Source organism: Streptococcus sp. AS20 (genome assembly GCF_000524255.1).
GTDB classification, from domain to species: domain Bacteria; phylum Bacillota; class Bacilli; order Lactobacillales; family Streptococcaceae; genus Streptococcus; species Streptococcus constellatus.
The window spans coordinates 1-14,181 of the sequence record NZ_JANS01000004.1; the positions used below are offsets into that span (position 1 = coordinate 1).

General features: G+C 36.1%; 18 protein-coding genes. 17 read left to right on the forward strand and 1 reads right to left on the reverse strand.

The window, feature by feature from the left end:
* Positions 1-177 precede the first annotated feature (177 nt).
* The 7 genes from glpK to rpmH all read left to right on the forward strand — a co-directional run bounded on the left by glpK (position 178) and on the right by rpmH (position 6,150).
* Complete coding sequence (glpK, locus tag HMPREF1514_RS00470; RefSeq protein ID WP_037596438.1) at positions 178-1,689, forward strand: glycerol kinase GlpK; 1,512 nt, start codon at positions 178-180, stop codon at positions 1,687-1,689.
* Positions 1,690-1,954: 265 nt separating this feature from the next.
* Positions 1,955-2,314 (forward strand): ribonuclease P protein component, encoded by a 360-nt coding sequence (gene rnpA / locus HMPREF1514_RS00475; RefSeq protein ID WP_003071021.1) that lies wholly within the window; start codon positions 1,955-1,957, stop codon positions 2,312-2,314.
* Positions 2,298-3,113 (forward strand): YidC/Oxa1 family membrane protein insertase, encoded by an 816-nt coding sequence (locus HMPREF1514_RS00480; RefSeq protein WP_037596440.1) that lies wholly within the window; start codon positions 2,298-2,300, stop codon positions 3,111-3,113. Before rnpA ends, HMPREF1514_RS00480 begins: the two co-directional genes overlap by 17 nt.
* Positions 3,114-3,125: 12 nt before the next feature.
* Positions 3,126-4,163, forward strand: coding sequence for an RNA-binding cell elongation regulator Jag/EloR (gene jag / locus HMPREF1514_RS00485; protein WP_003071016.1), 1,038 nt, complete (start codon positions 3,126-3,128; stop codon positions 4,161-4,163).
* A gap of 55 nt (positions 4,164-4,218) precedes the next feature.
* Entirely contained in the window at positions 4,219-5,229 is a 1,011-nt protein-coding gene (locus HMPREF1514_RS00490) for a DUF6287 domain-containing protein (protein ID WP_037596442.1), read from the forward strand.
* A 17-nt stretch (positions 5,230-5,246) separates the two neighbouring features.
* On the forward strand, positions 5,247-5,879 hold the full coding sequence (locus HMPREF1514_RS00495; RefSeq protein WP_037596444.1) for a hypothetical protein: 633 nt from the start codon (positions 5,247-5,249) through the stop codon (positions 5,877-5,879).
* Between the two features lie 136 nt (positions 5,880-6,015).
* A complete protein-coding gene (gene rpmH / locus HMPREF1514_RS00500; RefSeq protein ID WP_003026476.1) occupies positions 6,016-6,150 on the forward strand; it encodes a 50S ribosomal protein L34 in 135 nt (44 codons plus the stop codon).
* 279 nt (positions 6,151-6,429) lie between these two features.
* On the opposite strand, the gene HMPREF1514_RS00505 is transcribed toward rpmH, so the two are convergent.
* Positions 6,430-6,762: a helix-turn-helix transcriptional regulator gene (locus HMPREF1514_RS00505; RefSeq protein WP_025194625.1), complete on the reverse strand. Its 333-nt coding sequence runs from the start codon at positions 6,760-6,762 to the stop codon at positions 6,430-6,432.
* Between the two features lie 145 nt (positions 6,763-6,907).
* On the opposite strand from HMPREF1514_RS00505, the gene HMPREF1514_RS00510 reads away from it, so the two are divergent.
* The 10 genes from HMPREF1514_RS00510 (at position 6,908) to HMPREF1514_RS00555 (ending at position 14,152) form a co-directional block, all read left to right on the forward strand.
* Positions 6,908-7,303, forward strand: a complete 396-nt coding sequence (locus HMPREF1514_RS00510) for a hypothetical protein (RefSeq protein WP_037596449.1) — start codon at positions 6,908-6,910, stop codon at positions 7,301-7,303.
* A gap of 10 nt (positions 7,304-7,313) precedes the next feature.
* Positions 7,314-8,444, forward strand: a complete 1,131-nt coding sequence (locus HMPREF1514_RS00515) for a hypothetical protein (RefSeq protein WP_037596451.1) — start codon at positions 7,314-7,316, stop codon at positions 8,442-8,444.
* Positions 8,445-8,448: 4 nt separating this feature from the next.
* The gene (locus HMPREF1514_RS00520) at positions 8,449-8,979 is read left to right on the forward strand and encodes a hypothetical protein (protein ID WP_037596600.1); all 531 of its coding nucleotides are present in this window, start codon (positions 8,449-8,451) and stop codon (positions 8,977-8,979) included.
* A gap of 21 nt (positions 8,980-9,000) precedes the next feature.
* Positions 9,001-9,858 (forward strand): hypothetical protein, encoded by an 858-nt coding sequence (locus HMPREF1514_RS00525; RefSeq protein WP_037596455.1) that lies wholly within the window; start codon positions 9,001-9,003, stop codon positions 9,856-9,858.
* Positions 9,859-10,064: 206 nt separating this feature from the next.
* Positions 10,065-10,490, forward strand: a complete 426-nt coding sequence (locus tag HMPREF1514_RS00530) for an RNA polymerase sigma factor (protein ID WP_051426762.1) — start codon at positions 10,065-10,067, stop codon at positions 10,488-10,490.
* Between the two features lie 106 nt (positions 10,491-10,596).
* Positions 10,597-10,971: a hypothetical protein gene (locus tag HMPREF1514_RS00535; RefSeq protein WP_037596457.1), complete on the forward strand. Its 375-nt coding sequence runs from the start codon at positions 10,597-10,599 to the stop codon at positions 10,969-10,971.
* 53 nt (positions 10,972-11,024) lie between these two features.
* Positions 11,025-11,591, forward strand: a complete 567-nt coding sequence (locus tag HMPREF1514_RS00540) for a hypothetical protein (protein WP_037596460.1) — start codon at positions 11,025-11,027, stop codon at positions 11,589-11,591.
* 245 nt (positions 11,592-11,836) lie between these two features.
* Positions 11,837-12,691 (forward strand): rolling circle replication-associated protein, encoded by an 855-nt coding sequence (locus HMPREF1514_RS00545; protein ID WP_037596461.1) that lies wholly within the window; start codon positions 11,837-11,839, stop codon positions 12,689-12,691.
* Positions 12,692-12,739: 48 nt separating this feature from the next.
* Positions 12,740-12,949, forward strand: coding sequence for a hypothetical protein (locus HMPREF1514_RS00550; RefSeq protein ID WP_003036575.1), 210 nt, complete (start codon positions 12,740-12,742; stop codon positions 12,947-12,949).
* 63 nt (positions 12,950-13,012) lie between these two features.
* On the forward strand, positions 13,013-14,152 hold the full coding sequence (locus HMPREF1514_RS00555; protein WP_037596465.1) for a tyrosine-type recombinase/integrase: 1,140 nt from the start codon (positions 13,013-13,015) through the stop codon (positions 14,150-14,152).
* Positions 14,153-14,181: the final 29 nt, after the last annotated feature.

Below are 14,181 nucleotides of genomic sequence, written 5' to 3' on the forward strand. Positions count from 1 at the left end.
ATCTTTGCGGGGGTGGGACTACGAACTTAAAATTTTTAATTTTGAGTTCTGTCCCACTCCCTTTTTGTATGTCTGAACTCGGATTCAAGTGAAATTTTCACAAAAACAGAAGAAAAAGATAGAAAGAAAACGCTTTATTGTGTATAATAAAAATAGAACATACAATGGAGGCGTTTTATGTCACAAGAAACTTATATCATGGCGATTGACCAAGGGACAACCAGTTCGCGGGCGATTATTTTTAATAAAAAGGGCGAACAAGTTGCCACGAGTCAAAAAGAGTTTACTCAGATTTTTCCACAAGCAGGCTGGGTTGAGCACAATGCAAATGAGATTTGGAATTCTGTGCAGTCGGTCATTGCAGGTGCCTTTATCGAAAGTGGCATTAAGCCAAATCAGATTGAAGCGATTGGGATTACCAATCAACGGGAGACAACGGTTGTGTGGGATAAAAAAAGCGGATTACCCATTTACAATGCGATCGTTTGGCAGTCTCGGCAAACAGCTTCTTTAGCAGAAAAGCTCAAACAAGATGGATATGTAGACTTCTTTCATGGAAAAACAGGTTTGATTATAGATGCTTATTTCTCTGCGACCAAGGTGCGCTGGATTTTAGATCATGTGGAAGGAGCACAGGAACGTGCAGAGCGAGGAGAATTGCTCTTTGGAACGATTGATACATGGTTGGTCTGGAAATTAACGGATGGTGCAGCTCATGTGACTGATTATTCCAATGCAGCGCGGACCATGTTATACAACATCAAGGATTTGAAGTGGGACGACGAGATTTTATCCTTGCTCAACATTCCTAAGGCTATGCTACCAGAAGTTCGCTCGAACTCAGAAATGTATGGCAAAACAGCACCTTATCATTTTTATGGTGGAGAAGTGCCAATTGCAGGAATGGCAGGCGATCAGCAAGCTGCTCTCTTTGGGCAATTAGCATTTGAACCGGGAATGGTGAAGAATACTTATGGGACTGGATCTTTCATCATTATGAATACTGGTCAGGAATGCAATTTATCAAAAAATAATCTTTTGACAACCATTGGTTATGGGATAAATGGCAAAGTGACTTATGCTTTGGAAGGTTCGATTTTTATTGCAGGTAGTGCCATTCAGTGGCTTCGTGACGGCCTGCGAATGATTTCTAATTCACCTGAATCTGAGAAATATGCAAAAAATTCCACCAATGAAAATGAAGTGTATGTTGTTCCAGCTTTTACGGGACTTGGAGCGCCTTATTGGGATCCAGAAGCAAGAGGTTCTATTTTTGGCTTGACACGTGGAACGAGTAAAGAAGATTTTATCAAAGCAACTTTGCAATCCATTGCTTATCAGGTGCGCGATATCATTGATACGATGCAAATGGACACAGATACAGCTATCCAAGTCCTGAAGGTAGATGGTGGTGCTGCCATGAATGATTTCCTCATGCAGTTTCAAGCAGATATTCTGGGAATTGAGTTAGCGCGTGCGGCAAATTTGGAAACAACGGCTCTTGGAGCAGCTTTTCTAGCAGGACTTGCGGTTGACTATTGGAAAGACATGGAGGAGCTAAAAACATTAAATGCGGTTGGGGAAATATTCTGTCCAACTATGTCAGAACTAGAGCGCCAAAAATTGTACAAAGGCTGGAAAGCAGCAGTTGCAGCGACACAATTTTTTGCAAAAGAATCTAATAAATAATTGAAAAATATGGTGTTGCCCAAATTTATAAATACGTGCAATCATTGAGGATCAGGCGTAGAGAAGCGATTAGGAATAGATCTTAGTCGCTTTTTCGTATTTACCATTTTAAATAGCTTTCGCATAAAATTTTAAGCAGAACAGCTCACAAAATTCATTCTAATTTAGCTTGGAAAATTAGTAAAATGGTGAATATACCTGCTCTTATTGGTTTTTTTGAAAATTATGGTATAATAGATATAATTTTGGTAGATGGAGTTGAGTTTTGAAGAAAAGCTATCGCGTCAAGAGCGAGAAAGATTTTAATGCGATTTTCAAAGTTGGGCAAAGTTTTGCCAATAGAAAATTCGTCATTTATAAATTAGAAAAGAAACAAAAACACTTTCGAGTAGGAATATCTGTCAGTAAAAAACTAGGAAACGCGGTCATGCGCAACAAGATTAAACGTCGTATTCGACACGTTTTGATAACTCATAAACTAAAGTTAGCAACGCTTGATTTTGTCGTCATTGCACGGAAAGGTGTAGAAATTCTGACTTATCCAGAATTGGAACAAAATTTACTTCATGTACTAAAAATAGCAAAAATTTATCAGGAAGGTTTGAGTTGTGAAAAAGAAAAGTAAGTTGGTGGTGCTTTTAGCTCTGGCTTTGCTCATTCTAACAGCATGTGGAACGAGTGAGGTTACAGCGAGTTCACCAGATTTATGGGAAAGATTTGTGTATTTCTTCGCTGTAACGATTCGGTTTCTTTCCTTTAATGGAAGTACGGGGATTGGGATTATCCTCTTCACTTTAATTATCCGGACTGTTCTTCTGCCAGTTTTCCAATTGCAGATCAATGCTTCGCGCAAAATGCAGGAAGCACAGCCATTGGTGAAAGAATTGCAGGCGAAGTATCCAGGGCGTGATATGGAAAGCCGTAATCGTCTGGCTCAAGAAACGCAAAAACTATATAAAGAATTAGGAGTGAAGCCTTCGGCATCATTTTGGCCCTTGCTCATTCAAATGCCTGTGCTGATTGCGTTATACCATGCTTTGATCCGTGTTGAGTTTCTTAAAGTTGGGCATTTCCTATGGATGAATCTTGGGGCGACAGACCCTTATTATATTTTGCCAGTTTTAGCAGCTGCGTTCACCTTTTTGAGCACTTGGTTGAGCAATAAAGGAATGGCAGAACGTAATGGTTTGATGACAGGAATGATGTTTATCATGCCAATCTTTGTCTTTTTCTTTGCGGTCAACGTAGCGAGTGGGGTTGCATTATACTGGAGTACGTCGTATGCTTATCAAGTGTTCCAAACGCTTTTACTGAGCAATCCATATAAAATCATTGCAGAAAGAGAAGCAAAGGCGACTGCCGAGCGTGAACGTGAAGAAAAGAAAAAACGTGCCTATCGTAAAGCACAAAAAAAGAAAAAGTAAGGAGGCGCTTGTATGGTATTATTTACAGGAGCGAGTGTTGAAGAAGCTATTCAAAATGGCTTGCGTGAGTTAGAGATTCCAAGGATGAAAGCACATATCAAAGTGATTTCTCGTGAGAAAAAAGGATTTTTGGGATTATTTGGCAAGAAATTAGCCCAAGTTGACGTAGAACCCATCAACGAAACGACAGTAGTAAAGGCGAATCAAAAGGCTGTCAAAGGTGTTCCAGAAGAAATCAATGCTCAAAATGAACCTGTCAAGAGCGTCAGTGAAGCAACTGTTGACTTAGGCCACGTTGTTGCAGCTATTAAAAAAGTTGAAGAAGAAGGCAAAGAAATTTCAGATGATGTCAAAGCTGAAATCTTGAAGCATGAAAAAGAAGCCAGCACGATTCTTGAAGAGACAGGAACGATTGACTTATTGAAAGATAGTGATATCGTAAATTTTCAAAAATCGGTCGCTCAAGAAGAAAAGACAACCGATAAGATTATTTCTTTTGATCAGGCTATAGAAAAGCGCTCGGAAAGTCAACCGATAGCTGAAGAGCCGGCTGATTTTGAAGATTTGGGCATTCAAGTTGAAGAAAATTATGATGTTGAAGAAGTTGTTGCGAGTGTGACGGGTTATGTGCAAAACATCGTGGATGAAATGGACGTAGAAGCTAGCCTTGCAAGTGCTCATAATCGTCGGACAATCAATATGCAAATTGATACTAATGAGCCTGGTCGCATTATCGGCTATCACGGAAAAGTGCTGAAAGCTCTTCAATTATTGGCACAGAATTATCTTTATAATCGTTACTCTAAGAGTTTTTACATTTCTATAAATGTCAATGATTATGTAGAACATCGAGCAGAAGTTCTACAAAGCTACGCTCAGAAGCTAGCTGATCGTGTGTTGGAATACCAACATAGCCAAAAGACTGATCCTATGTCTAACAATGAGCGGAAAATTATTCACCGAATTATTTCTAAAATGGACGGGCTTACCAGCTATTCAGAGGGTGACGAACCAAACCGTTATGTTGTAGTGGATATTGATAGTGAATAAAGAGAAAGCCGGCAGAGATGCTGGCTTTTGTAGTAATAAACTAGGAGAAGGATATATGAAGAAGAGAGTTTTTCTAATTATTTTAGGGTTAGTACTACTTGGTGCCTGTGGTCAAAAGAAAATAGAGAAGCAGGAGAATACTTCTGACTCGAGTAAGAGTACATTGGACAAAGAGCAAAAGAGTGCTTCGATTTCAGTAGCACAAGATGAAAAATTATATGCTTCGACTTTGGATAAATTAAAGAAAGATACTTTTGAAGGCCGTGCGAAGATATACACATTTTATGATATTGATAAAAATGGGACGGATGAATTAATCACAGGACATCATTCTAACGGGGCTTATTATTTAGCGGCTGTTTATTATTTGAATCAAGGGACATCAACTTATTTAGCTCAATCAAAAGTGGCTTCAGTAGGTGGAAGTCGAGAAAGCGCCACAATATATACAGATGGGACAGTCTTTTATGCTCAATGGCATTCTCTAAGTCCAGATGCTAAGGGTTATCTTTATCAACTGAAATCTGATAATAGTGGTATAGATGTGCTAAAAGAAGCAGATTTTCAAATAACTGGTGTAGATTCAAATTCTGAAAAAAGCGTAGGTTCAGTTTTTGGGTTAGCTTCTAAAAAAGAGCTTGATCTATCTTCGTTAAGGTGGAAAGATATAGAAAACTACCAAGCAACGACAAGTGTTAGAAATCAGAAAGAACAAAATAGTTCGTCCCAAATGGATTTGGGAGCCATCCAAAAGGGAGATTATTCTAGTGTTGAAGGTACATGGAGAAATGGGTGGGGGAATGAATTAGTATTTGATAAAAATGGCTTGGTTAATAATGACTTGAAATTAGGAAACAATTTTAAAATGATTAATTCTTATTTACAAGGTGGAGTATCCTTTGGAGGACCGGGTGCAGCCGTCTTATTTATTCCTGCTGGTATAGATATGTCTATGACTTTGGATAATCAAAAAATAATGGATGCTTCTAATCGTAAGAGGGACAGGATTCTTATTACGCAAAGCGTTAACGTGAATAACTCAGAAGCGTTCTATTATAAAGAGTAAAAAAGAAAGGAGTTCTCATGTCACTTTTTCCAGCTATTGAAAGCTTTCTACCCCATCAGGGAGTCAAGTACATTTCTCCAGATAAGGCAGGCCAGTTGCGCAAGTCCATGCTGGAGTTCAAGGCTAATGGACAGGAAGCGCGTAAGGAGTTTGCAGACTTGGTCAAGGATTTTCAGTGCCTTTATCCCAAGCTGACCTTGGAGCGAACTAGTCAGTGGATGAATCAGGCGCAGATGCTGCGGCCACATTTTTGGAATTATCTTAAAGGTTATGGGGGAATTACGGAGCCTATGTTTGCTCTGCGCTTGTATGGAACTGCAGAAGACTTTGGGGTGTCACTAGAGGTGAGTTTCATGGAGCGCAAGAAAGATGAGCATAGCCTTAGTAAGCAAAACCGAGTACTGAATCTGCCTATCCAGTCACCAGCTTACTATTTTGTCCAGATCAATGGCCTGAGTCAGCGCTTTGAAGGTACGGAGAAAAATCGTCAGTTTCTTATCCAGCAAGTGGCAGCCGGTCAGGCTCGCAAGGTTCTGGTCAAATACGATATTCCCCTCTATCGAGCCACTTCAAGGGATCAGGTGCTGTCCCAGTTGCAGGAGGCCATGACAAGCTTAATTCCCTTTTACGAAGCGACTCGAAGCCTATGATTACGTTTTTAAAGAGAAAGTTATTTCAGTAAGTATTGACAAAAGCCCCAGAATCATATAGAATAGTTAAGTATGTTTAGTAACTGATCACATAGCCGGCTAAACGAATACAAGAATCTAAGAGGAGGTATTCAAAGTGAAACGTACTTATCAACCAAGTAAAATCCGTCGTGCGCGCAAACACGGTTTCCGTCATCGTATGGCAACTAAAAACGGTCGTCGCGTGCTTGCTAGCCGTCGTCGTAAAGGACGCAAAGTTTTGGCTGCATAATCCAAACGAATACAAGATGAAGAACCAACGGAAACTCGAGACCGCTGGTTTTTTTGTTGGATAACAACGAGACAAACTGCATTTACCACGAGATTTTGATATAATAGAAAATGATATAAAGAGGATTGAACTGATGAATATTTTTGATACACATACAACAGACCTGAGTCTGTGATTTTAAAAGGTTTTACAGTTCTTAAGGTGGCAATTAACCAAGAAACTAACCAAAGGAAAGTAAGTGTAGCATGCAAAAAGAGGAATTCGTAAAGAGTTCCTCTTTTAGTCTATGCTTTTTACGATTTCGTTAAACGACGAAATGAGTTTGATTTGTTTATCGTTCGATAAATCAGAAAGGTTATCTACGAGTGTATCAAGAGATACAGAATTATCGGAGAGTGGGAAGTCGAAAAATTCTTCCACCGTCATATCTAAGGCGGTTAGCACTTTTTCAAGTGTTTGAATTTTAAAGTCGTATTTTAAATTTTCAATATTTTGAATAGCCTTAATACCTAAGCCTGCATCGTTTGAAAGTTGTTCTTGGCTTAGCTTCTTTTCTTTGCGACATTCTCTGATTCTGTTAGATATATATTTCTGTAATTGGTTAGCTTTCATTCCTACAATCCTCTTTTGTATCATTTTACTATCCTTTTTGCATGAAATTAAGTACAATAAACAATCTAAAAAATACAAAAAGTGTTGTATAGTGACACTATTTTTGTTAAAATAGATAAAAAACAGTACAAGAGGAGGTTGCTTAATGTTAGTATATTCTGCAACAACTGCAAAAGCATATAAGACTTACCATACAACTGAGGCTATGACAACAAGTCAAAAAGAACAATTTCATCGAGCATTTAAAAAATATGCCATAGAGGAATTTAAGAAAAAAGAGAAATTAGTTAGTTACAAATTTGACGGGAATAAAAAACTATTATCAAGAAATGTGTTCAGCGTAACTGTATATAGTTTTTACCATTCTGCTAACCTAAAAAATTTAGCGATGTATAAAAAAATGCCTAATTGGCACTATTTTAATACTGGCAAGGACGTTGAAACTATTTGTAAAAAGACCATCACATTGATAAAAGCAGCAGGTTATAAAGCTGAATACAAAGATAGTGGAACTATTTTGATGTGGAAAGTGAGAAAGTAGAGGGAGAATTATGGTTTTTAAATTATTGAATGATTTTTTACAGACTAGTATCGAAGAGCGTATTGAAGTATTATATCTTTATCTCGTAAAAGGAGAATCAAGTGGTTTTATTGCTGAAAATTACTATAAAAATAAAAATTATGCTTGGAAAATTTCAGCTATAACCCAAGGATATAGTGAATATAGAGGAAAAAATAGAGGTAAAGTCGCTACTACTAAGGAAAATATCAAAAAATTTATTGAAGCTTATCCAAAAGGAACGTATGATAAAGGGTTAACTTTGTCGGATTGGATAGAGAGTTCTGCACATATTGATCCAGCAGAACAACGAAATAAAACTATATTCGCTTCAGAAGCTGCCATTAAGAGTGCAGAATCAATTTTAAAATATATCTATTCTCAAGGATTGGGGTTTAGAAGCGAATATAAATATTCAATTGCTTTACACGAGCAGTTTGATAATTATTCTTCATCCCAATCTATTGATTATTTTGTTGCTATATTTGAAGATTATTTTGTATATATATTAGGCGATGTTCAGAAAAGTTCTATAGACATGCTTATCCCTTTTAAAGAAATAAAAGGATTTGAGAAAAATCAAGGAGGTAGTATACTTAACATTGACATTATTTATAAAGGCGCTTATAAAGTATATACAGATTTTGAGAAAAACTATAGAGTGACTCTTCCCTTTATAAATCATAAAAATGAGAATTCCGATAAACTATTTAATTTGCTAACGTCACAGTATGAGATGTGGAAATTCCAAGGAGAGAGGAATTTTAGTAGTCAGTTGCCTGTTATTAGAAGACAGTTAGGAAGTGGTGCTAGGAGATACATTGCTAATGTTTTAGAGCTTTTCTTAGTCGAAGGTATGTCTGTAAGTGATATTACAAAAGCTAAGTTTTCTCAGGAGAACTGGAAAAATGGGCTTAGAGCAATTGTCAAATTGTTGTCTTTTGATTTTCGATTGAAGCTGTCTGATTGTGGGAAACTCTCGAAAAATAATTTGACGATTACAGATTTTGAGCGTTTTGTCGAACATTTTAAAAACGGCTTAAGAGTTGATAAGAAGGAGTTGTCTTCTGATTCGCCACAACAATTTGGATTGAATGCAATTGAGAGGTTTTTTAGAAAATAAAATAATGGAAAATATAAATCGAGACCTTCGTTTTCCAAAGCAATTTGGAGATTTTGCTGAGTCTTTAGTGATGTATGTTTTAGGGTTAAATAATTGGTCAGTTGCATTGATTGATCATGTTGGTGTGGACGTTCTAGCAGTTAGTCGTGAATTGAGCTATAAGAGATTAGCTATTTCGGTAAAGGGAAGAAACTTTCCTCCTAAAGAAAGTAAATCTTTTGATTTTGACAGAAACAATATTGAAAAGCTAAGAGATACTTCTAATCTCTTGGGAATGATTCCAGCAATTTCTTTTGTTTTTGTAGATTCTCAAGAGGATATAAGGAAAATCAGAATTATAATGGCTGAGCTATCTGTTTTAGAAAGTCTAGCGGAGGATAAAAAATTTGATTTTGTAAACTACAATAAAAAACAGGGCTTACAAGTGAAATTTACTCAATCCCAAAGAGTGAACCATCTTGAAGCAATAAAAAATACGTCGGATATTTTCTATACAGAATTATCTTTTAACAGTATAGAGGCACCATCATTTTAAAATTAGGGAAGGTAGGGAGAAATGATTAGTACATTTTTTTCCATTTTGAGAGCGATTTGGAAGATTATTGTCTTTGTATTGGTAGTAATAGGTCTTATTGTTTGTTTTTTCATTTGGAGAGGCTTGGATGCTCGTTCAAATGCAGGAAGAAAAGCAGCTCGGCATGAGGCTACGATACATAAGTTAAAAATTAGTGAGGGGAGGAGTCCTGTTACATATTTGGTTGAGGGAACTAAAGAGCTTCCTACTAGTATGAAGTATGATACTAGTAAATGGATGAATCAAATTTATAAATTTAATGAATATTATGGTATTGATGCGGAAGTCCACTCATTAAAACCTTATGTTGGGCAAAATGATGAAGTATATGTTTTTGCGGATAAAGTACGTGGTGTAGCCTATGTTTTAGATACTTCGGGATATGTATGGGGTTATTTTAATAAAAAGTTTGTAGACCCTACTTCAAATGTTGATGATTTTGAGAAGGTCTATGATGAAAATGAACTTTGGCAAGGGATTATGCTTAAAGATGAAGCTCGACCTAGTACGAATTGGTACTCTGTCGAAGAAGGACACATGCCATTTGATAAAAAAGAAAACTTTCTTGGGGTTGAGAATAGAGAGGTTCCTTCTGAAAAATTAAAGGAATATGGTACTCTTAGAGTCACTTTTCCTGATTCAACTAAAGAAGATGTTTTAGCTATATACACTTCTAGTAATTCTGTGTGGATAGTTAACAGCGAGGGTATTATTGTAGGTAAGAGCGTGGAGATTGGTGATACAGTCTGGGAAGATTGGGCGGGTAGTCAAGGTAATAGCTATCACATAAGTACAAAAATAAAACTAAAAAAAGTTGATATTCTTATTTTTGAGAAGTAGAACTATTTTCTGAGGAATAAATATGCTTCTTTAAGTAGTGTTTTATAGTGTAATAATGCATAACAGTTATATTTTTTGTATAACTGTTATTTTTTTATGCATCTATAAGAACTGTTTCTACTTTTTACCTTGTCGCTTCTCCTCTATAAGAAAAGCAATTCTCCCCTTTCTGTAGTGTTGGTAAATCCAAAAGGAGGAACTAACACATGGAAATAAATAATCAAGTAGAGCAGAGGAGAGAGGATAAGATTCAAAAAGCGGTTAAACGGGGAGATTGGGAAGAGGTTAGTAGACTACTTGATCAACCGTATTTCAACGTATTGAGAAGAGACAGAAAAAAAGGATTATGCAGTTTAAATAGCACGGGTCTAAATGGTTCGGGTGAATTAATTGATATTGTTTCGGATAACCAGACCCCTTTAACGATTCTTATAAAAAAAGAAATAATGGCTACTATAGTAAAAAGGCTACAAGAGCTATCTGAGGTTGATAGAGTAATTTTTTTGGAACGTTCTATCTATGAAACTAGCTATGTCGCTTTGGCAAAGAAATTTGGTATAAGCGATAAGACGGTCAAAAGACATTATGAACGAGTAAGAGAAATGTTGAAAGAAAATTTAGAAAAAAATTAAAAAATTTTCCGAATTTCTTGAAATTTTCTCCTTATAGATAGGAGGTGAATTTTAGTGCCTAGCAAAAATTTTATGATTTGCTTTTAGAAAAAGAAAGAGGTTGTATATGTCATTGAAGAATTTATCACATTTCACTGAATTTAATGCTTCGTTGTTCTTAGCTCACAAAGAACTTCGTTTCATTTCTGCTACTTCGTGGGTAGAGAAAACTGAGTCTGGTTCTAAGGTTGAAAAAGGGGTGAAGGTAGGGCTACTTGTCTTTGTTGATGATAGTGACTATTCCAACGAGAAAAACAATCTTGGTGAACAGCTTGTTGTCAAAGTACCTTATGCGACTCTAGAGGATTATGCAAATTATCAACCAATGGTGACAGTATGTGAAATCGTTGATATTGAAAAAGCTTCGGTTTACGGTGAATATCGTAATCAGTTGTCAATCACTGCAAAAGTTGTTAAAGCTGACGATATTGTCGAGTTGTAAAGTAGTCAGATATATCGTTTATCTGACTACCCTAATTTGAAGGAGGTTTTGAAATGCCATCTATTTTAGAAGAATTACCTAGAAAAGCTTTGAAGGCTGTTGGTAAAGGTTTTCAATTTTGTAGGAAAAAATTAGAGGAATATAATGCAAAAATGCTAGAAAAAGAAAAACAGAGGAGATGGGCTGTCTTTCTTGAACAGACTCAGCATGAACTAATGAAGTTGGTAAAAGAGCAAATTAGTTCAGATCAATATGTCTACGACTTACAACTAGTTTTTGAAGACAAGGAAATTGTTCAAGTTGATGAGAGCAAATCAGTTCAGAGAGTTCATGTAGCGAATATGATAGTCCCAAGATGCAAGCTTGATGTCAATTGTAAAGAATTTCCAGCAGGTTGCAAAATATTTCACTTTAGTATCTTTGGTGAGCTAGATTCAGATATTTTATCAAAAATAAAAGAAAAGTGGACATACTATTTATGTCATAATGGACAATACTTTTTGTATGGTACTGCTGACACTTATAAAAAAGACGGTTTACGCTATTTAGTGTTTATCATCTACGATAAAACGAATGAGCGAGCGGTTAAAGGTGCTTTGTTTCATTTGAAGAACTCATAAAATTATTGATATGAGAATTAAATTCTGTTTTATGCTGTGAAAGTTATTGACAGTAGGCTAAGTTAAATTAGACTGGTTGAGACGGTGCGGTCGAACTTTGTTCGCCCGTGCCGGCACAATCAGTTTAGTCATCTTAGGGAACCTGTTGTCAATAAATCATGGAATAAATTAGAATTTAATGATTACAATTTTGACGCTCTTAACTTGATAAGCGTCAAACAAAAGCACGACAAGTATAAATATATATGCACAAAATAGATTCAACTAAACTTGTTAAAAGTTACTTGTATGGTGATACGATAGAAATGACAACTGCGAATGGACAACAGGAGCAGACCATCAAGGTAATATCTGGAAAACGTTATGTAAATCTGGAGACGGGAGAAATTCATGACATGGATACTTCTAATAGTAGTCGTCTTGATAATTTGAAGTCAACAAAGCAAACTATGAAAAAACTGCGTCGCTTGGTTGCTCATAATTTTTCAGGTGGTGGTGATAATCAGCTATGGCTTACATTTACCTATCGTGAACATGTGATTGATCCTGTTCAAGTCTATAAAGATTTTAAGGCATTTATGCGACGCTTGCGTAGTAAGTATGGTCATGTAGAATATATTGCCGTGATTGAGCCACAAGAGAGCGGACGGTGGCATTTACATGTGCTTATGAAGAATGAAACGACTCTCTCTATCCCTAATGATGTAGTTGCTACTATGTGGGGTAAAGGTTTTACAAAGACCAAACGATTGAGAAGGGCTGATAAGGTTGGAAATTACTTGATAGCTTATCTATCTAATTTGCAGATAGGTGATAAAGATTCACAGAGTAAAGCAACCGTTAAGGGAGCGAGACTATACATGTATCCAAAAGGGATTCGTATTTATAGAACCAGTCGTGGGATAGAAAAGCCTTTGGAAATTACAACAACAAAGGGGGAACTTATGGAGACTTATAAAATTAATAGTCCACCGAATTTTTCACGTACTACAAAATATGAAACTCCTTACGGCATAAAAGAATACACAACGGAGTTTTACGATAATGTAAAAAGCCTGTCAGACACTTTTAGCGGAGCAACTGACAAGCCAAATGAGTGACAAAGGAAAAACTTTTATCATCTCTATTATAGTAGAAGAAGAGGTATTATGGAACATTTATACAAAACAAAGAAAGGGATTTCAGAATTATTTGACATTCCTTTAAAGACATTAAATAATGATTTGACTGAGATGAGGCGAATTGAGCAGTTTCAAGATTTTATTTTGAAGCCCTCTCATAAGAGGGTTTATATAAGTATTGAGGGATATGAGCGTTTTTTGCAATATAAACAAAAGAAGTATGAGGAAGCTATGTAGTTATGTTATAATTAAGCTATGCTACATAGCTTTCCTTTATTTATGATGATAAAAGGAGAGATGATGTTTTATAAAGAGTTAGATAATGGCAAATACCGTTATTATGAGAAGTTTTATGATGATCGTGATAAAAAGTGGAAACAGGTGACTGTTACTTTGAAATCAAAATCTAGAGTTTCTCAAGCAGAAGCAAAACGGCGATTAGCAACTAAGATAGATAAAATTCTTACAACACCGACAAAAGAAGAGCTGAAACAACAAAAATATGAAGCGACTACGTTTAGTCAGCTGTTAGCAGAATGGAAAACTATTCGAGCTAGTGAAATTAAACCGTCAAGTTTCAGAAGTGAAATGAAATGTCTGCAATTTTTTGCTGATGCAGTAGGAGATTTGAAGTTATCAGAATACACTACCCAGCAAATACAGAGCTACCTAATGAGTTTAAATGTTGAAAACTCTACAAGGAAAAATCGAAAGATTTATCTTAATGGTATCTTTGGCTATGCTGAGAAGGTCGGATATATCACCAAGAGTCCTGTCAAAAATGTAGTAATTCCTAAGCAGAAGGCTGACTATGAAAAACTCAAAAAGGCTAAGGAACATTTTATCAGTAAAGAAGAGTTAGGAAAAGTTTTATCGTATTGCGAAAGTCATAATAAAGATAGACGCTATACGTTAGCGATAGAGTTCATTTTTTTAACAGGTCTTCGCTTTGCTGAATTTATCGGTGTTCGCTATCAAGATATAGATTTTAAAAATTGCTTTTTGAAGATTGACCATACGATTGATTATGTAGCTCACAAGTACGATGAGCGAGTGCTTCAAACTACTAAGACGGTAGGTTCTGTTAGAACGATAATTCTGAGTGAGCGTTGTATAGAGATTGTTTCATATTTTCGTGAGCATTGTCGTGATGAAGAGTTTGTTTTTGTCACAGAGCAAGGAAATATTATGAGACAACCTTTATTATACAAATTCATCAAGAATAGTTGCGATACAGTCTTAGGTGAAGTAAAAGCTTATAATATCCATATGCTCCGGCATTCCCATATTAGTTTACTTGCTGAACTAGGATTGCCTATTAAAGCGATTATGGAGCGTGTAGGTCACCGAGATGAGTCCATTACTTTACAGGTATATAGCCATGTTACTGAAAATATCCAAGATGAAGTAAGAACTAAACTTAATCAAATTCACCTGTAAAAGACTAACCAAAAAACTAACCATGAATT